Raw genomic sequence first — 17,671 nt, forward strand, 5'->3', positions numbered from 1 at the left:
CTGGAGATACTGTCTAAAATAGGGCGTTAAGAACAGAGCGCAATTTGAAGCGGAGGGCGATCGCCGTCAAGTTATCGTGGCCATTGACTTGATTTCCAATATCAATGAGTTTATGAAGCGACTGATTGAGGGGGAGACTAAAATCCAGCATTGGCAGCAAATGGCTAATAATGTGGGTTTCGAGGCAGCGGTTATCGGAAAGGCCATCGGAGCAAAGCAGAATCAGGGTGTCTTCTTCGATGTCCAAGTCTATAACCTCAGGGGCAATGGCTTCATTGCTGCGGGGGCCAAGGGCTTGGGTGAGTTGATAGGCATCGGGACGACCGTAGGCAATTTCAGGCTCTACCCCTTGTTGAATCAGGCGTTGACCGACTTCGTGATCAATGGTGAGTTGTTGCAGTCCTTGGCGTTTGGTGAAGCGGTAAATGCGACTATCACCGACATGGCCAAGGCGTAGGTGGTAGTTATGCAGTAGAGCCATGACAAGCGTGGTCCCCATGCGACCACTGCCGGTTTTCCCTTTTTGATCATTAGTGGCAAAAATGACTTCATTGGCACGGTAAATAGCGTTGCGTACTTCCTCCGCACTCGGCAGTTCTCCCTGCCACGGCCAAGTCTGCTCGAAGTATTCATGAACAGTTTTAGTGGCAAGGGAACTGGCAATTTCACCTTCTGCATGCCCCCCCATGCCGTCACAGAGCACGTATAGTCCCTGAACATCCAACTGCTGCCCCTGGGGGGTGAGACGCACTTGCTGCCGATGATCAATCAGGTAAAAATCCTCGTTGTGGTGGCGATCGCGCCCGGTGTCTGTCTGGGCAGCAACATCCACTTGAACCAGTTGCCGCGGTAAGAGGGCAGTGGGTGCATCCTCAATAGCGGTATGATCCTCTTCTGGTGATTCTGATGAGAGGGTGATGTCTGGCAGTTCATTAATCAAGTCACCCGTACTTTCACCTGTCTCCTCCTCAAAGTCTGGCAGGGGTTCACTGCGCAGGGTGGAGGCGAGAGAGTCGAGCAACATCTGAATTTCTGAGATTTTCTCTAGAGGAGCCGTGCTCAAGGAGACCAAGAGCGGCATAAAAACGGCTTGACGACGACTAGAGGCATGGCGAAATAACTCTTCCCAAACAGTAACGAGGCTGGGGGGTGGCGTGGGTCGCTCAAAGGTTTTCACTAGGGGCAAGGTGAAGTCCAGTTGATGCAGCCGCAATTGATCGTCAGGGTTGACGGCTAAATTCCTAACTGTGAGCAAGGAATAATGGCAGTGCCACGGTTCTAGAGTCTTCCACAGCTCAATCATGTCCTCTAGGTACTGGAAAATTTGCTCATCGGAAATGTTGTCGTCTTGCCAGACATCTTGCAGAGGGCGCGCTGTGTGATCGTAGTCGAGAATAATGCCGTGGCAGTAGTTGGCCGGTAAGTTGCTTGTGGAAACGGTATCTAGCCACGCATCGTGAATGGCTGGAATGGTTTCGGGATAGACAAGGTGCAAGGCAAGGTAGGCGATCGCCACCGCACTGAGGTCAGGGTATTGAGCTTGCAAATGGGGAATGACCACACTGGGGTCGAGAATGTTTAACCCCTGTGCCCAATCCTGAGCCGTTTCGCGGAGGGCTTCTAAGAGCGTCGGTTTCTCAGGCTGTAGATCCTGCACCAGTTGGGGCAAATCACAGGCGTAACGGTGATCCCAGCGTTGGTAGCGGTGCTGGGGGTCAAAAAAGACAGCGGCATTGGGAGGATTGGTGTCCTGCTCAAACACAGTGCCCTCAGAGTTACGGTTGGAGACAGCCAAAATGGGGTGATCGGTATAGGCAGGATAGAGAACGCCCCACCAAAGTTTGAGGTTTTGATCAGTTTGAGCGGTAGGCATTAGAGCAGGTGAGCCAGCAAAGACAGCACAGTGACGACCACCCCTTGCGGTGTGGGAGCGGTATCCCCTATTGTATAGCGATCGCCCTAGGACAACCCTTGATCTGGGGGTTGCTGCTGTTATTCCTCAGCCATTGCCATCACAGGAAATGATTTGGGCAGCAGGGTCGAGGAAACATGACGCGTCACCGGTTGATGTAAACGAATTAACTGTGCCAAAGTTGACTTCAGGTGAGTCCGCGGCACAATCACATCCACAAAGCCGCATTTCTGGACAAATTCGGCGGTTTGGAAGTCATCGGGGAGTTTTTCCCGCAGCGTTTGCTCAATAACCCGCCGCCCCGCAAAGGCGATCGTTGCTTTTGGCTCGGCAATGATAATATCCCCTAACATGGCAAAGCTAGCCGTCACGCCCCCAGCAGTGGGATGGGTCAAGACGGGGATATATAGCAGACCTGCACTGCGATGCCGTTCGAGGGCAGCAGCCGTTTTCGCCATTTGTACCAAGCTGAGCATCCCTTCTTGCATGCGGGCACCGCCAGAGGCACAGACAATCACAAGGGGAATCTGCTCCCAAGTGGCCCGTTCAATCAGGCGGGTGATTTTCTCGCCGACCACGCTGCCCATGCTACCGCCCATGAAGGCAAAGTCCATCACCCCCAAGGCAACTGGCAGACCCTCGAGTTGGCCGAGGCCGGTTTGTACGGCATCCTTGAGACCGGTTTTCTCTTGATATTCCCGCAGGCGATCGCTATACAGCTTGCGATCCTTGAATTGTAAGGGGTCACAACTGACCAAATTTTCATCGAGGGGGCGCCATGTGTGGGGGTCAATCAGTTGTTGGATACGCTCACTACTGCTGACGCGATGGTGATGGCCGCACTCTGGGCACACCAGTTGATGGCTATGCAGATCCTTGCTGTAGATCATGACGCCACAGGCTTCGCACTTTGTCCAGAGACCATCGGCGATCTCCCGCTCTGGCTGCATGGGGGTCAAGGCGGTTTCTTTACGGCGATTTGCAAACCAATCAAATAAAGACATTGTAGAAAATTCCCTTTAACGTTGAGGTCTCAAATAGCACGTTTGTATGGGTCTCTCTCAGGAGCGTCCACTAAGAATAATTACTTATCATCCCACTTTGTTGCATTTTTGCAATATATCGCACAAGTTTGAGAAATGATGCAAGGGGCTGTGGCGAGATCACCGATCCAAGGGGAAGTTCGGTGTCACAATAAAAGTGAGTTAACAATTCGCAGCGTAGCACTGGGTTGAATCTATGTCCATGGTTGCAGTCGTGGTGGCGATCGCCATCCTAGGAATCTTGATTTTTGTCCATGAGTGGGGGCACTTTATCGCTGCCCGCAGCCAAGGCATTCATGTCAACCGCTTTTCCATCGGCTTTGGCCCCATCCTCTGGAAGTTTCAAGGCAAGGATACCGAGTATGCCCTGCGCCTAGTTCCCCTAGGGGGCTATGTGGGATTCCCAGACGATGACCCCAATAGCAGCGTTCCCGCCAACGATCCCAATCTCCTGAGCAACCGGCCGATTTTGGATCGCGCCATTGTCATCAGCGCGGGGGTGATTGCCAACTTGGTCTTTGCCTATTTGCTACTGCTGGTGCAAGTGGGCGTCATGGGCATTAGTCAGGCCACCTACTATGAGGGTGTCCTCATTCCCGCCCTTGTCCCGGAAAGTAGCCTTGTGGCCACCAAAGCGGGCATTCAACCGGGGGACTTGGTGTTAGCGGTGGATGGCCAACCCTTGGGTGCCGATGCCAATAGCTTACCAAACCTGATGCGAGCCATTCAGCAGCATCCGCAGCAACCCCTGACACTGACGATTCAACGTCAAGGACACATCCAAGAGATTACCGTCACGCCAGAGGTGAGTGAGGATGGTCAAGCCCGGATTGGCGTTCAATTAGCCCCCCATGCCGACATTCACCGTGAACACACCTTAAACCCGATTAAATTAGTCACGGCGGCTGCGGCGGAGTTTCAGCGGGTGATTGTGCTGACCCTAGAGGGGTTTCGCGAACTTTTCCAGCATTTTGATCAAGCGGCTCAACAGGTCTCTGGACCGGTGGCGATCGTAGCGATGGGCGCGGATATTGCCCGCTCCAATGCTGAACAGCTCTTTACCTTTACCGCCTTGATCAGTATTAACCTTGCAATTATTAATATTCTGCCCTTTCCAGCCCTTGACGGCGGTCAACTGCTCTTTTTACTGGTGGAAGCGCTGCGGGGTCGTCCCTTACCCAATCGCATTCAAGAGGGCGTCATGCAAACGGGGCTGGTGTTGCTCCTTGGACTGGGGATGTTCCTCATCGTGCGGGACACCGTGAACCTCACGGGCTTGGGCTGGGTGCAGCAACTCTTTTAAGTCCACCTATGGCTATTACCCGTCGCCTCTCCGCCAAGCAACAACGGGCCTTGGAAATTCTCACCCGCCTCAAACGCCTCTATCCGGATGCCACCTGTAGCCTCAACTTTGCCAATCCGCTGCAACTGCTGGTAGCCACGATTCTCTCTGCCCAATGTACGGATGAGCGGGTGAATCAAGTCACACCGGCGCTGTTTGCTCGCTATCGCGATGCCGAGGACTTTGCCATGGCTGATTTGGCTGAGCTAGAACAGTACATCAAGTCCACTGGTTTTTATCGCAACAAAGCCCGCCATATCCAAGGCGCCTGCCGCCGCATTGTCGAAGTCTATGGGGGTCAAGTGCCCAAGGTGATGGAAGATTTGCTTTCACTGCCGGGGGTAGCTCGCAAAACAGCCAATGTGGTTCTTGCCCATGGCTACGGCATTTTGGGGGGAGTGACGGTGGATACCCATGTCAAGCGGCTGAGCCGGCGGCTGGGGCTGACCCAAGAAACGGATCCCGTGAAAATTGAGCGGGACTTAATGCGCCTGATTCCCCAGCCCGATTGGGAAAACTGGTCAATTCGCTTGATTTACCATGGCCGCGCCGTTTGCCAAGCGCGCCAACCCCAGTGCGAAGGCTGTGAACTCATTGATTTGTGTGCCACAGGTGGGAAGCTGATACCAAAGTCATAGGGGATTTGCCATGAAAACCCTAACCACAACTACGGGCGAACAGCGTGTCACGCTCCACGGCCTCACTTGGCAGCAGTACCAAGAGATTCTTAATGCCCTGCCGCAAACCCGTGCTGCCCACTTGATATTTGATCGCGGAATCCTTGAAATTACGATGCCCCTTGAAGAGCATGAGTTTGCCAGTGAGCTAATGGGTCTATTTTTGCGCATTCTGGTGGTGGAAACAGGACTGCGGCTGCGATCGCTGCGCTCAACAACCCTGTGGCGACCGGATCTGAAGCGAGGAGCAGAACCAGATAATGCCTATTACATCCACCATCAACCACAGGTGGCTGGCCGCAGCATTGATCTGAGCATTGATCCACCGCCTGATTTAGTGATTGAGGTGGACATGACCCATACCGATATCGATAAAAACCAGCTGTATGCGGCCTTGGGGGTACCGGAGCTATGGCGGTACAATGGTCGGGAATGGCAAATTTTCCAGTTGTGGGACGGATGCTATCAGGGGTGCGATCGCTCCCCTTTGTTTCCATGGGTGCCCAAGGAATGCCTTTATCGCTTCTTGGCAGAGGCCAAAATGGATGAGGTAGAGGCAGAGAAAAATTGGCGACGCTGGGTACAGGAACAACGGCCATGATGATTTATCGCCTCAATGCCCTTACAGATAACTACATTTTTTTGCTCCATGATCCGCAAACGGCGACAGCGGCAGTGGTGGATCCGGCAGAGCCAGAACCTGTTCTTGCCAAATTAGCGGAATTGGGAGCAACACTGACGGCAATCTTCAATACCCACCACCACTGGGATCATGTGGGGGCCAATCGTGCCCTGCGATCGCGCTTCCCCAATATCGAAGTCTATGGCAGCCGCGAAGATCAAGGCCGCATTCCAGAGCAAACGGTTTTTCTTAGTGCCGGCGATCGCGTGCCCTTTGGCGAACATGCTTTTGAGGTGCTGTTTGTTCCCGGCCATACCCGCGGTCACATTGCCTACTATGAGCCAGCAACGGGCGATCTGTTTTGCGGTGATACCCTCTTTGGCGGTGGCTGTGGTCGTCTTTTTGAGGGGACACCGGCACAGATGTTGGAGTCTTTGAATCAACTGCGGCAATTGCCGGAGCAAACGCGGGTCTGGTGCGCCCACGAATATACCCAAAAGAACCTCAGCTTTGCCCTGACAGTGGATGCCAATAATCCTGCCCTGCAAGAGCGCTATGCTCAAGTCTGTCGCGATCGCGCCCAAGGAAAAAGCACGATTCCCAGTACGATTGGCGTTGAAAAGGCAACGAATCCTTTTTTACGCTGTGAAGTCAGCACCATTCAAGCAGCAGTGGGGGCAACCACACCCCTCCAAACCTTTACACGGTTGCGGGGTAAACGGGATCAATACTAGGTGCCTATTGAGCACCTCAGAACGCTAATCTAGTTTTATATTCCTCTACCCCCAAAGCTGCGATGGCAGTTTCCTATCAGAGTCGCTTCTTGAGCTTTTGGCAACAGCAATGGCACCGTTGGCAGCAACACTGGCAACGCCAACTATGGCAAATTGAAAGCAGCCTCAGTGGCACGCTGCAAGTGATTGGCGCCATTCTGGCACAGGTTTGGCAGCGGGGACTCCCCCAACTCATGGGCAGCGTCTCTCGAATGCGTCAACGCCTCCTAGCGCAACCCACAGCGGCACCCCCTGCCGATGAAGCACTGCTAACCGTGATGTCTGCCCTCTCCCTGACGAAAGGGGAGGATGACTCTTGGGTGGTGGCGATCGCCCCCATTGCCCGTCCACTTCCTTGGTGGCAGCGCTGGATTGCTAGTGTGCAACGCTGGTTTCAACCCCAGTCCAAGACGTTACCACCACAGGATGCACCTTTGGCACAGCGGCAGCCCTTTTACCTTGCCTGCGATCGCGCCGCAAAATCCCTATTGCTTGTGGATGAGGCTGCCCGTCCCTTGAAAATCTTCACCGCCACAGAACAGCGGCAAATTGAGCAACGCATTGCCTATGCCTTGGCAGTGTACTATCAGCACCTTCGGCAGTGGTATCGGCGACGGCATCACTGGCTCTGGGGTTGGCAGCAGCGATCGCTCAAAGCAGGCTCTAACCCACCGTCCTGTTTGGTGGGCAATTTTCTAGGGCAACTTCAGTTAACAGGTGCTAGTGAAGGGGATTTAGTCCTACCCCCAGTGTCTCCCCTAGCCGCTGTCTTCCATTGGTTGCGATCGCGCCTTCCCTTCGGCCGCAAAAATACGCTGTCCCAAGTGCGGGTGCAGGGGATTGCCACCCTTCTAGAAACCCAGCAGATGGTGCTCATCGGCAGCGATAACGAGATTCTTTATACCCTCACCCCTGCCCAACAGGCGCAAGTTCTGGCTTGGATTGAACGCCATCTCAACCCCTTCAAGCTGCCCTTCCCAGACTGGCTGAGTCAACTCTCCTATTGGCTAGGGGGATTCCAACCTCCAGTGGTGGCAGCCGTAAATTCACCGCTATTGGCGGCTACGGATCCTTTGCCAGTCTTTTCTCCCGTGGAGACCCTTCTTAGCCTAGGCAGTCGCTCTGATTCCCTAGCCCATTCGCCACCCTCAGAAACTGCGGCCACCAGTGTCCCTCCAAATCCAGAGCAGTTAATTCTTGATGTGGATGCTGCCCTGATTGGCTATGAACTCCACTGGTTTGAACGCCTCCTGCTGTGGTGCGATCGCCTGTTTCTCTGGATTGAAGAACACCTGATTCGTTTCGGTCGTTGGCTCTTGCAGCAGTGGCAACGCTAGCGGTTCTCAATCTGACGAATTGCCTCCATCATTTCGTTGTAGGACTGCATATTCCCCTGTTGGCGATAGAGTTCAGCGGCTTGGCGCAGATCCGGTAGGCTCGCTTTGGGGTTCTGTTCAAGGAGATACGTTACACCCCGCACCGCAAAGGGGATGGGATCTTTGGGGGTAAGTTGCGTCAAGGCTGTCCAACTGGGGCGACTGAGGGCATAGTCTCCCATGAGAAAAGCCGCAATTCCCCGCAGCAAATGATAGTCGGTGCTCTTGGGATTGGCGGTAATGAGACGATCAAACACGGGGATACTGCGGCGAAAATCGCCACTGAGAAACAACGCCAAGGATTGAATCATTTGCAGATCGCTGTTGTTGGGACTGAGGGCAAGGGCGCGATCGCTATCCGCAACGGCAGTACCAAAGTTGCCGAGGAGCAAATTCAAAAAGCTACGGATGCCATAGGCTTCGGTGTACTGGGGATTGAGGGCGATCGCCTTGGCAATGTCCTGCTGAATCGTGCCGGGGCGTTCAGCCATATTGCGGACAAACGTATCCAGCATGGGGGTGGGCGGGTGGGGGGGAAAGGCATCCTTGAGAATAGGGTTGCCTTGGGTCAGACGACTCAGGTACTTGGTTCCCAGTTCTTCACCGAGCTGATTAAAGTCTTGGTGAGGCACAAGGGCAAACATTTGCGCCACGGCCCGCCCCAGATAGGCTTCACTGTAGTTAGGATTAAGGGCGATCGCCTGGCTATAGTTGTCAATGGCGGCGGCAAAATTCTTGCGTTGGAAGTGCTCCTCAGCGGCGAGGAAATAGTCCGCTGCCTTCAGGGGGGTCGGGGCAGGCAGAGCCGTGGTTTCCCGCGACGGTGTGGTCAAACTCAAGTAGGTATTGATGGGAATGCCGAGATTAAAGCCGCGTTTCACAAAGACAGTACTGGAGCCACTGCCCTCCTGCACAAGGGTAGAAGCAATATCGGCACTGCCATGAACCCCAATTAAACGGCCATTTTCATCGAGGACAGGGCCGCCACTCATCCCCGGCAAGGTGGGATTGCTATAGACCAAGGCATAGCCATCTTGAATCGGACGCGAGGCATTGGCCGTCAACCGCCCCTCGGTAAATTGGTAAATGCCCCCCAGAACCGAGGCCTCCTGAGCAGGAAAACCAGCCACAAAAACGGGCATGCCCTCCACTGCCTCTACGGCGTTTCCCAGTGTGGCAAGGGTGTAATCGCGGTTGCTTTCAATTTCCAGCGTGGCCAGATCAACACCGGGCAAGCGACGAATGGAGTTGGGTTGCATGGCATAGCGCTGACCATCAACCGTTTTCACCGTGTACTGGCCGGCCTTTTCAACCACATGGTAGGCGGTGAGGATAACGTAGGTACTGCCCTTGCGCTGCAATAGGATACCTGAGCCATGGCTGTTGGTACCTTCAATGAGCACAGTGATATTTTTGGCAATGCGGGCAACTTCTGTAACGCTCACCCCTTGAGCCGGAAAAGGCTGAGCAATATGGACGGTGGCGATCGCCATTCCTACCAATGACCAACTGTGCCAGCGCCCCATCGGGATGCCTCCAAGCAGACTCTAGCCCCACGATAGCCTATTTCTCAGAGATGCTAGGTAGAGCCAAGGGACAGTTGAACGGCGGTAATCGCCTCCACCAAGGGCGATCGCAAGGCAGCGATATACTCTGGCCAGCCAATGAGAATTGGTTGCTGATGGGCAAGGGTCTGTCCCTGTAACCCCGTAGCATCAAAGCGCAAGGGATTTCCCTGCAAGTCGGTGCACACCAAACCTGCTGCCGTTGCTAAAGCCAAGGGGGCAGTGGTGTCCCAGAGCTTCACCCGCTGATTTAAGTAGAGGTAGAGTCCCGCCCGTCCCAAAATCACTTCAATCACCTTGAGGCCAAAACTGCCCAGAAAGCGAAATTCCACTTGGGGCAACACCCGATGAATTGCATCGCCGTAGGTGCGGTAGTCGCGATAGCCAATCATGATCGGGCAATGGTCTTCACTAGGAGAGGGCGGGCAAACCGGTAATAGGGGGACAGGGGGACCACCACTGCTCATCTGAAAGAGTCCCCAATCTTTACCGCCATAGTAGAGGTGATCCAGATTGGGAGCATAGATCCAACCCGCCACTGGACTGTAGTGCGCCAGCAGGCCCACCATGAGGGCGTAACCTTGGCGATGGTGAATCAGATCATCCGTGCCATCAAGGGGATCGATCAGCCAGTAGCGGCTTTTCGGTTCTTGAAAGACTGCTTGGGAGTCAGCATTTTCTTCGCTGATGATGCCATCCTCAGGAAACCAAGCGCGAAATTTTTGACTCAAGAGCCGATCCAAAAAGCGATCAATACTCGTAGCGAAGTCTTGGCGTCCCTTTTCAATGACCTCAAAGGGTTGCTGTGCCAGTTGCCGTGCCCGCTGCCCCGCTTGGCGCAGGAGTTGATTGATTTGCCAGATTTGGCTAGAGGTCAGGGGGGGAGAAGTCATCATTTGAGGTTCAGCCGTCCACTTTCCTTTAGTTTGGCGTTAAAGACCAGCGGCTCCTGTAGCGATCGCTGCTTTAGCTGTTCCAGAATTGCTGCTTCAACCCGCCGCGCCACCTGTTTCAGCAGTTTCGGTTGCGTCAATGGATCGGCACTTGCCCATGCAGTGCGTTCGGCCTCGGTCATTTGCTCCCTGACATCAATGGCATTTTCCCACTGGGGGCGATCGCGATCATTGCCGAGGGGGACGGTCCCCAATTCCGCTAGCCACTGTTGTTTTACCGCTTCTAGCCACGGGCGATCGGGACGTTCGATGGCGATCGCCTTATAGCCACGACACTGCTGGGGACAACGCACAAGGTGTTGCAGCAAACTCAGTCGCATATCCCGCGAATAGCCAATGTATTGCACGCTGCCAGTGGCATCAAAAATGGCATAGAGACCGATCGCCCCCTTAAGATCCGGTGCTACCCGGCCTGCATCATCAATGTAGGGATGGAAGGGCAATTCAGCCAAAGTCGGCGCAGGAAAGCTCATGTTGGCAGGGGTGGCTCATCTTTGCGTGCTTCACCCTCAGTATGCCCTATCTGTGGATGTGTGGCAGGAGTGGGAGATTGGGTATGGGCACGTTGGCGCAGTTGTTGTGCCCGTTGGCGCAGTTCTTGAAAGTAGTCGGTGCTGGTAATTTCGGCAACGGATTTCTTTCGCTTTTCTTGGTCAATTTCGATTTTTAGTTCACTCAGTTCCTCCTTCAGTTGATCTTGGCGCTGCTCTACCGCCTGTGCCATGTCCAAAAAGACTTGGGCAAGTTCTGCCATGTCATCACTCCCTTGAGCATAGTGCCTGAGAACTCTGGGATTAAACTCGTTAAACTGGTCATGCTTGAGGGCGTGGGCAGCACTGACAAGGGCACGAATCGGCTTAGTAATCGAACGAGCCACAATCAGGGAAATGAGAATGACCCCAACACCAACAAAGAAAAGACTGAGGAAACCTTGGGTCGCCAACCGCTCTAAGGGCGCTAGAAACTCGCTCAACCGTACACTGACCACAACAACGCCCTGATGACGGGTCAGGGGCGCATAGGCATAGATATAATCGGCATCGCCTCCGGAAGAACGACTGGCGAGGAGAGCACCGACCTCTTTTGATTTGGCCTTGAGAAAGACATTGCGCAAGGTGTAGCTGCGATCTGCCACTGTGGGAATGGGTTGAGGTGATGTCAAGAGAAAATATTGGTCGCGAATCTCGGGGGGGAGTGGTTCAATGCTATGCAAATTCAGGTAAGGATTTGTGGTGCTCAGAATCAGACCGTGATCATCAATGAGAAAAGATTCACCGTGAATATCGGGCACTAGGTAGGTCACGATGTCTTTGACTGCGGTCGCTTGTAGAGGTAGTAGAACTGCTCCCAATCGTTCATTATTGCTATCAATAATCGTTTGGAAGACAACAAACAGGGGTTGCTCAGTGATCGCGCTATTGATTTTGACCCGAGAAATGAAGTAGTCTGCTGTTGCCGACTGCTGCCAGAGGGGGGTGTTCTTGTAGTCTAGCCCCAGACGGGTACGCCGTGTCCCTGCGATCGCTTGGCCATCACGGTTGAGGAGAATCACCTGATAATAGGCTGGGTTCAGGTTCTTGACATCTTCGAGGAAGTTATTCATCGTCGCTTGCTCGATGGCACTATGGCTCCCACGCCTCAGGAAATACCGTACGTCACTGTCATTGGCTACCAAGAGAGCATCATTGAGGGCATCCTGAAACAGCTGATCAAGGGAACGGGCTTTGCTGATCGCCAGCAGTTGCAGGGCATCAATTTCCCAACGCTTCATCATTTCAGCGCTTTCAGTTTGGTTGTAGAGCACCACCATCCCCATCGGTAATAGGGAAATCAGCAGCATCACCAGCAGCAGCCGCCCCGAAATTGACCACAAAAGCCTTGACCAACCCTGTCGCCACCGAAGCATGGATCCACTCAAGCTAGAATGGGAATCTTGATCAAACCACCACTGTTCCAGCCTAGTGCGAACGAAGGATATTGGGCGATGTTTTGGACAACTCGGCTATGGCAACGCCGCTGGTCTGCTTGGCTCCACCCTTGGCGGGGGATGGATTGGCTCCTTTTAATTGCCGTATGGCTGATTACGCTGTTGGGGGCAGTGGCCATTCACAGTGCCGAGCTGCACATTGGCGAAAAGGATGGCTTCCAACATCTGGCGATCGCGAGCGTGGGGACGATTTTGCTTTTCCTACTGGCACGGGTGCCGACATCGGTCTTTATCTCAGTCCATTGGTGGGTCTATGGTATCAGTTGTGCCCTCCTACTAGCTGTAAGCTTATTTGGTGTTGAAGCTAACGGTGCCCAAAGTTGGCTGCCCATTGCGGGCTTTAACCTCCAGCCTTCAGAATTTGCCAAAATCTCGATCATCCTCACCCAAGCTGCCCTACTCCAGCGGGTGCCTGCCAATGGCCTCAGCGGCATTCTACGGGTGTTTGCGGTAACGGTCTTGCCCCTAGGGTTGATCTTATCGGAACCTGATCTGGGAACCTCCCTTGTTTTTGGCGCCATCACCTTGGGCATGCTCTATTGGGCCAATGCCCGTTTGGGCTGGATTGTGCTCATGCTCTCCCCTTTGGTGGCGGCCATTCTCTTTGCCCTACCCCTGCCCTATGAACTGAATTTGGTGCTGTGGTTTTTGTGGACATTAGGGATGGGGGTTGTGGCATGGCAAAACCTGCCCTTGGGGTGGATTGGGGCGATCGGCGGCATTGTTCTCAATCTTTCCGGGGCAGGGTTGGGGCACTTGCTGTGGAGTGTTCTCAAGGACTATCAAAAGGATCGCCTCTTAATGTTTTTAGATCCCGATAAGGATCCCTTGGGGGCGGGCTATCACCTGATTCAGTCCCGCATTGCCATTGGTGCCGGTGGACTGTGGGGGCGAGGTCTGTTTCACGGGACACAGACACAGTTGGGGTTTATTCCCGAACAACACACCGATTTTATTTTTTCCGCCATCGGTGAGGAATTAGGCTTTTTGGGGGGGCTGCTGGTTTTGGGACTGTTTTGGTTGATTGGCCTGCGGCTATTGCAAATTGCCAATAGTGCCCGCAATGATTTCGGCTCGCTGCTGGCGATCGGTCTTTTTGCCATGTTGATGTTCCAAGCGGTGGTCAATATCGGCATGACCATGAACCTATTTCCTGTGACGGGCATTCCCTTGCCTTTCCTCAGCTATGGCCGTTCTGCCCTTTTGGCAACCTATATTGGTTTGGGGCTAGTGCAATCAGTGGCCAATCATCGCCCGCGATCGCGCTACTGAAGTCAAGCACCCTTTGTTAAAATTCACGAAGATTGTCCATAGCAGTGAAATCCCATGAGCGAGTCCCCAGAACCCACGTCCTCCCCTGTCGAGCAGCCCAGTTATGTCAAATTGGCCATGCGGAACATGGTGCGCAAGGGGGGCAAATCTCTGACCCATTTTGCCCTCACGAGTATCGGTCTGTTGGCGTTGTTGGTGGGCTTGTCCTACCTCACCCGCTAGTGAGAACACAGCAAAAACAAATGACGGTTACCGTCTATCTAGAACTTCACGATCCTTCCCTGAGCAATGAGGTGGCAGAACTTCCTTGGCAAGTGTGGTTTCGCACGTGGATTGCCATGGTTGAACCAAACCAAGGTAAGGCCTATGAGGTAACACTGCGTTTGACGACGGATGCTGAAATTCAGGTACTTAATCATCAGTATCGCGATCGCGACACCCCTACGGATGTACTCGCCTTTGCCACCCGCGATGACGCTCTGCCGCTGCCCCTAGAGGAACCTGAATACCTTGGCGACATCATTATTTCTGGCGACACTGCCCGAAAGCAAGCCAGGGAAAGGGGGTATTCTCTATCCATAGAAGTGACTTGGCTGGCTTGCCATGGCCTACTCCATCTTTTGGGCTGGGATCATCCCGATGAGACGCAATTGGCACGGATGCTGGCTCAGCAGGCTGAGTGTCTTAGGGCAGTGGGTCTTACCCCTCCCTATTCTCCCGATAATCCATAGGAACGAAATCCCAAAGGATGTGCTTAAATGGGAGGCGTTAACAGCCAAATTTTTTGAAAAACTTTTTAAGGCGTATGGAATCCAGCGTCAACACTTAAAGACCAATGTTTGGTGTGATGGGTAACGTTATGACACAAAAAGTTCTTGCCACCTATGCTGAGAAAACATCAGGGATAACCATACTGCGACAGCGCTCCTACCGTGTGGCGCCCTCTTTACTGAATAGTTTCCGTTATGCATGGGCGGGGGTGGTCTATACCTTTCAGACTCAGCGCAATTTTCGGATTCACACCGCAGTTGGTCTTAGCGCGATCGCCCTCAGTGGTTTGCTAAAACTTCCCCCCGTTGAGGTGGCAGTGATTTTGCTCACGATTGGGATTGTCATGGGGCTAGAGCTGCTGAATACGGCTCTTGAAGCGGTGGTGGATCTCACCGTTGGCAAGGAATATCACGAGCTTGCCCGCATTGCCAAAGATTGTGCCGCTGGTGCGGTTCTTCTCAGCGCGATCGCAGCGGTGGGGGTGGCGATGGCCTTAATTGTGCCCCCCTTGGTTTACCCCATTGTCGGAACGTTGTTATAAATTGTCATAAATCGGGGGGAGCCACTAAACGTTGAAGCGGAAGAGCATCACATCCCCCTCCTGCACAACGTAGTCTTTGCCTTCACTGCGGACTAGGCCTTTTTCCTTAGCCACCGTCATGGACTGGCAGGCCACTAGGTCTGTGTAGCTCACCGTCTCAGCGCGAATAAAACCCCGCTCAAAGTCACTGTGAATAACGCCTGCGGCTTGGGGGGCTTTGGCACCGGCGGGAATCGTCCACGCTCGAGTTTCCTTAGGCCCTGTAGTAAAAAAGGTTTGCAGACCCAGCAACTTGTAGGTTGAGCGAATCAGCGATCGCAAGCCCCCTTCACTGACGCCAAGACTGGCGAGATACTCGGCGCGATCGCCCTCGGGCAAATCCACAAGTTCAGCCTCCACCTGAGCAGAGACAATCACCACCTCCGCCCCCTCCTGCCGGGCAATCTCCTGAACCGCCCTTGTCCATTCATTGCCAGTGGCCAAATCCTGCTCAGCCACATTAGCGGCATAGATCACGGGCTTACGGGTGAGCAATCCCAGAAAGCGAATGGCGGCTTCTTCGTCCTCCGTCAGTTGACACAGACGAGCCGGCTGTCCCTCATTGAGCACGCTAAGGAGCTTTTCAAGAGCCGTGAGTTCAATCTGTGCCTCTTTTTGCGATCGCGCTGCCTTACGGGTACGTTCAATACGCTTTTCGATTTGCGCTAAATCCGCCAGTGCCAACTCTAAGTTAATGACCGCAATATCCTCGACAGGATTGACGCGACCTGCCACGTGGACAATATCCTCATCTTCAAAGCAGCGCACCACGTGCACAATGGCATCCACCTCGCGAATATTTGCCAAGAACTGGTTGCCCAATCCTTCCCCTTTACTGGCTCCCTTCACCAAACCCGCAATATCCACAAACTCCACCCGCGTCGGCACGATCTGCGCTGATTGGGAAATTTTTGCCAATACCTCCAGCCGTTCATCGGGGACGGCCACCACACCGACATTGGGTTCAATCGTACAAAACGGAAAATTGGCCGCCTCGGCCTTAGCATTGGCCACAAGGGCATTAAACAGCGTTGATTTGCCCACATTCGGTAGGCCGACAATTCCCGCGCGTAGCATCAGACCCTACAACCTCATTCTTAAGGAAAGACTTTTCCCAAACATGACACCCAAAAATGGGAATGTTAATTTTTAATAACACTCCAACTTATCAGAAATTCCAGCCCTAGGCAACTACGGGCACACTCAAAACCGCTGTCAGAGAAGAATCGGCAACAAAAATAAAAGAGGCAACCCTTGATGAGTGCCTCTAAGTGCTATATCCCTAAATGCAAGGCTCTAGCGATTCACTGCCCTAGGCATCAAAGTAGAGGGTGAATTCATAGGGGTGAGGACGCAGGGACATGGGAATCACTTCTGTGTCCAGCTTGTACTGAATCCAGTTGAGGATAAAGTCTTCGCTAAAGACACCGCCCGCTGTGAGGAAGCTATGATCCTTTTGCAGGTTTTCCAGAGCCGCCATGAGTGAACCGGGGGTGGAGGGAATTTTGGCCAGTTCTTCGGGGCTGAGGTCATAGATATCAACATCCAAGGGGCTACCCGGATCAATTTGATTCTTGATGCCATCAATCCCTGCACACAGCATCGCCGCAAAGGCAAGGTAGGGGTTACTTGTGGCATCGGGGCAACGAAACTCTAGGCGCTTCGCTTTGGGATTGGCACCAGTGAGAGGAATCCGCACAGAGGCAGAGCGGTTGCCTTGGGAATAGGCAAGGTTCACGGGGGCTTCAAAGCCGGGAACCAGTCGTTTGTAGGAGTTCGTTGTCGGGTTGGTAAAGGCCAACAGCGCTGGAGCGTGCTTGAGAATACCACCAATGTACCAGAGGGCAATTTGGCTCAAATTGGCGTAGCCCTCGCCCCAGAACAGGGGCTGACCATCTTTCCAAATCGACTGGTGGGTGTGCATCCCCGAACCATTGTCGTTGAAGACAGGCTTGGGCATAAAGGTTGCCACTTTGCCATGCTTGCGGGCAACATTCTTGACACAGTACTTATAGGTCATCAGCCAGTCGGCGGCTTGAATGAGGGTGCCAAAGCGGAAACCCAGCTCGCACTGACCGGCTGTGGCCACTTCGTGGTGATGTTTTTCAATGGGTACACCGCACTTGGCCATCGTCAAGAGCATTTCTGTGCGCAGGTCTTGCAGCGTATCTGTGGGCGCAACGGGGAAGTAGCCCTCTTTGCTACGGATTTTGTAGCCGAGGTTGCCCCCTTCTTCTTCGCGGCCAGTGTTCCAAAGACCTTCAATACTATCAACGTAGTAGTAGCCAGACTTTTGGTTTTGGTCGTAGCGAACGTCATCGAAAACAAAGAACTCGGCTTCGGGGCCAAAGTAAGCCGTATCGCCAATGCCGGTGGCTTTTAGGTACTCAATGGCACGGGTGGCAATGGAGCGCGGGCAGCGATCGTAGAGTTCTCCGGTGCGCGGATCTTTGATGGTGCAAATCATGCTCAGGGTGGGTTCTTTCATGAAGGGGTCTTCCCACGCCGTATCCGGATCCGGCACCATCACCATGTCGGATTCGTTGATCGCTTTCCAACCGCGAATACTGGAGCCGTCGAAGGGCACACCCTCGGTAAATGAACGTTCGTCAATTTGGCTCTTGTGAACCGTCAGGTGTTGCCACGTGCCGGGCATGTCAATAAATTTCAAGTCGATGAGCTCGTACTTGCTGTTGATCAAATTCAAGATTTCTTGGGGCGTTGCCATGTATAGGTTACTCCTTCTGTATTGGGCGCACCACAGCGACAATCTATGGTAGAAAGTTGCCCCAGTTAAT

General features: G+C 53.5%; 17 protein-coding genes. 9 read left to right on the top strand and 8 right to left on the bottom strand.

What is annotated here, in order from left to right; translation table 11 throughout:
* Positions 1–13 precede the first annotated feature (13 nt).
* Entirely contained in the window at positions 14–1,873 is a 1,860-nt protein-coding gene (locus tag RHH81_RS09825) for a serine/threonine phosphatase (RefSeq protein WP_310742984.1), read from the bottom strand.
* A gap of 119 nt (positions 1,874–1,992) precedes the next feature.
* Positions 1,993–2,916, bottom strand: coding sequence for an acetyl-CoA carboxylase, carboxyltransferase subunit beta (gene accD, locus RHH81_RS09830; RefSeq protein ID WP_310742985.1), 924 nt, complete (start codon positions 2,914–2,916; stop codon positions 1,993–1,995).
* Between the two features lie 235 nt (positions 2,917–3,151).
* Here accD and rseP point away from each other — a divergent pair, with 235 nt between their 5' ends.
* The 5 genes from rseP to RHH81_RS09855 all read left to right on the top strand — a co-directional run bounded on the left by rseP (position 3,152) and on the right by RHH81_RS09855 (position 7,706).
* Positions 3,152–4,258, top strand: coding sequence for an RIP metalloprotease RseP (gene rseP, locus RHH81_RS09835; protein ID WP_310742986.1), 1,107 nt, complete (start codon positions 3,152–3,154; stop codon positions 4,256–4,258).
* An 8-nt stretch (positions 4,259–4,266) separates the two neighbouring features.
* Complete coding sequence (gene nth / locus RHH81_RS09840) at positions 4,267–4,935, top strand: endonuclease III (RefSeq protein ID WP_206200023.1); 669 nt, start codon at positions 4,267–4,269, stop codon at positions 4,933–4,935.
* A gap of 10 nt (positions 4,936–4,945) precedes the next feature.
* Positions 4,946–5,575 carry a Uma2 family endonuclease gene (locus tag RHH81_RS09845; RefSeq protein ID WP_302678195.1) on the top strand — a complete coding sequence of 210 codons (630 nt, stop codon included), beginning with the start codon at positions 4,946–4,948 and terminating at the stop codon, positions 5,573–5,575.
* Entirely contained in the window at positions 5,572–6,330 is a 759-nt protein-coding gene (gene gloB / locus RHH81_RS09850; RefSeq protein WP_310743552.1) for a hydroxyacylglutathione hydrolase, read from the top strand. The genes RHH81_RS09845 and gloB overlap by 4 nt, the downstream gene beginning before the upstream one ends.
* A gap of 62 nt (positions 6,331–6,392) precedes the next feature.
* Complete coding sequence (locus RHH81_RS09855) at positions 6,393–7,706, top strand: hypothetical protein (RefSeq protein ID WP_310742987.1); 1,314 nt, start codon at positions 6,393–6,395, stop codon at positions 7,704–7,706.
* Here RHH81_RS09855 and RHH81_RS09860 read toward each other — a convergent pair.
* The 4 genes from RHH81_RS09860 to RHH81_RS09875 are packed head-to-tail and all read right to left on the bottom strand — an operon-like array spanning position 7,703 to position 12,169.
* Complete coding sequence (locus RHH81_RS09860; protein ID WP_310742988.1) at positions 7,703–9,271, bottom strand: trypsin-like peptidase domain-containing protein; 1,569 nt, start codon at positions 9,269–9,271, stop codon at positions 7,703–7,705. The genes RHH81_RS09855 and RHH81_RS09860 overlap by 4 nt on opposite strands.
* 53 nt (positions 9,272–9,324) lie before the next feature.
* Positions 9,325–10,206, bottom strand: a complete 882-nt coding sequence (locus tag RHH81_RS09865; protein ID WP_225901558.1) for a 3'(2'),5'-bisphosphate nucleotidase CysQ — start codon at positions 10,204–10,206, stop codon at positions 9,325–9,327.
* Positions 10,203–10,736, bottom strand: a complete 534-nt coding sequence (locus RHH81_RS09870) for a GIY-YIG nuclease family protein (RefSeq protein ID WP_206200028.1) — start codon at positions 10,734–10,736, stop codon at positions 10,203–10,205. The genes RHH81_RS09865 and RHH81_RS09870 overlap by 4 nt, the downstream gene beginning before the upstream one ends.
* Entirely contained in the window at positions 10,733–12,169 is a 1,437-nt protein-coding gene (locus RHH81_RS09875) for a cache domain-containing protein (protein WP_310742989.1), read from the bottom strand. The genes RHH81_RS09870 and RHH81_RS09875 overlap by 4 nt, the downstream gene beginning before the upstream one ends.
* A 78-nt stretch (positions 12,170–12,247) precedes the next feature.
* On the opposite strand from RHH81_RS09875, the gene rodA reads away from it, so the two are divergent.
* The 4 genes from rodA (at position 12,248) to RHH81_RS09895 (ending at position 14,834) form a co-directional block, all read left to right on the top strand.
* Positions 12,248–13,522, top strand: a complete 1,275-nt coding sequence (gene rodA, locus RHH81_RS09880; protein ID WP_310742990.1) for a rod shape-determining protein RodA — start codon at positions 12,248–12,250, stop codon at positions 13,520–13,522.
* 54 nt (positions 13,523–13,576) lie between these two features.
* On the top strand, positions 13,577–13,744 hold the full coding sequence (locus tag RHH81_RS09885; protein ID WP_206200031.1) for a DUF3285 domain-containing protein: 168 nt from the start codon (positions 13,577–13,579) through the stop codon (positions 13,742–13,744).
* Between the two features lie 20 nt (positions 13,745–13,764).
* A complete protein-coding gene (ybeY, locus tag RHH81_RS09890) occupies positions 13,765–14,253 on the top strand; it encodes an rRNA maturation RNase YbeY (protein ID WP_206200032.1) in 489 nt (162 codons plus the stop codon).
* A 128-nt stretch (positions 14,254–14,381) separates the two neighbouring features.
* On the top strand, positions 14,382–14,834 hold the full coding sequence (locus RHH81_RS09895; protein ID WP_206200033.1) for a diacylglycerol kinase family protein: 453 nt from the start codon (positions 14,382–14,384) through the stop codon (positions 14,832–14,834).
* A 24-nt stretch (positions 14,835–14,858) separates the two neighbouring features.
* Here the strand turns inward: RHH81_RS09895 and ychF are convergent, their stop codons facing one another.
* Both ychF and glnA read right to left on the bottom strand, forming a co-directional pair.
* Positions 14,859–15,950, bottom strand: a complete 1,092-nt coding sequence (gene ychF / locus RHH81_RS09900) for a redox-regulated ATPase YchF (RefSeq protein ID WP_310742991.1) — start codon at positions 15,948–15,950, stop codon at positions 14,859–14,861.
* A gap of 235 nt (positions 15,951–16,185) precedes the next feature.
* Positions 16,186–17,601: a type I glutamate--ammonia ligase gene (glnA, locus tag RHH81_RS09905; protein ID WP_310438122.1), complete on the bottom strand. Its 1,416-nt coding sequence runs from the start codon at positions 17,599–17,601 to the stop codon at positions 16,186–16,188.
* Positions 17,602–17,671 lie beyond the last annotated feature (70 nt).

The sequence above is a fragment of the Thermosynechococcus sp. PKX95 genome (assembly GCF_031583295.1).
Taxonomy (GTDB): domain Bacteria; phylum Cyanobacteriota; class Cyanobacteriia; order Thermosynechococcales; family Thermosynechococcaceae; genus Thermosynechococcus.

Coding starts and splice junctions, on each gene's coding strand:
- rodA (WP_310742990.1), top strand. CDS start 12,248: ATGTTTTGGACAACTCGGCTATGGCAACGCCGCTGGTCTGCTTGGCTC.
- RHH81_RS09860 (WP_310742988.1), bottom strand. CDS start 9,271: ATGGGGCGCTGGCACAGTTGGTCATTGGTAGGAATGGCGATCGCCACC.
- RHH81_RS09875 (WP_310742989.1), bottom strand. CDS start 12,169: ATGCTTCGGTGGCGACAGGGTTGGTCAAGGCTTTTGTGGTCAATTTCG.
- RHH81_RS09825 (WP_310742984.1), bottom strand. CDS start 1,873: ATGCCTACCGCTCAAACTGATCAAAACCTCAAACTTTGGTGGGGCGTT.
- glnA (WP_310438122.1), bottom strand. CDS start 17,601: ATGGCAACGCCCCAAGAAATCTTGAATTTGATCAACAGCAAGTACGAG.
- ybeY (WP_206200032.1), top strand. CDS start 13,765: ATGACGGTTACCGTCTATCTAGAACTTCACGATCCTTCCCTGAGCAAT.
- RHH81_RS09845 (WP_302678195.1), top strand. CDS start 4,946: ATGAAAACCCTAACCACAACTACGGGCGAACAGCGTGTCACGCTCCAC.
- nth (WP_206200023.1), top strand. CDS start 4,267: ATGGCTATTACCCGTCGCCTCTCCGCCAAGCAACAACGGGCCTTGGAA.
- accD (WP_310742985.1), bottom strand. CDS start 2,916: ATGTCTTTATTTGATTGGTTTGCAAATCGCCGTAAAGAAACCGCCTTG.
- RHH81_RS09870 (WP_206200028.1), bottom strand. CDS start 10,736: ATGAGCTTTCCTGCGCCGACTTTGGCTGAATTGCCCTTCCATCCCTAC.
- RHH81_RS09855 (WP_310742987.1), top strand. CDS start 6,393: ATGGCAGTTTCCTATCAGAGTCGCTTCTTGAGCTTTTGGCAACAGCAA.
- RHH81_RS09865 (WP_225901558.1), bottom strand. CDS start 10,206: ATGATGACTTCTCCCCCCCTGACCTCTAGCCAAATCTGGCAAATCAAT.
- RHH81_RS09885 (WP_206200031.1), top strand. CDS start 13,577: ATGAGCGAGTCCCCAGAACCCACGTCCTCCCCTGTCGAGCAGCCCAGT.
- RHH81_RS09895 (WP_206200033.1), top strand. CDS start 14,382: ATGACACAAAAAGTTCTTGCCACCTATGCTGAGAAAACATCAGGGATA.
- gloB (WP_310743552.1), top strand. CDS start 5,572: ATGATGATTTATCGCCTCAATGCCCTTACAGATAACTACATTTTTTTG.
- ychF (WP_310742991.1), bottom strand. CDS start 15,950: ATGCTACGCGCGGGAATTGTCGGCCTACCGAATGTGGGCAAATCAACG.
- rseP (WP_310742986.1), top strand. CDS start 3,152: ATGTCCATGGTTGCAGTCGTGGTGGCGATCGCCATCCTAGGAATCTTG.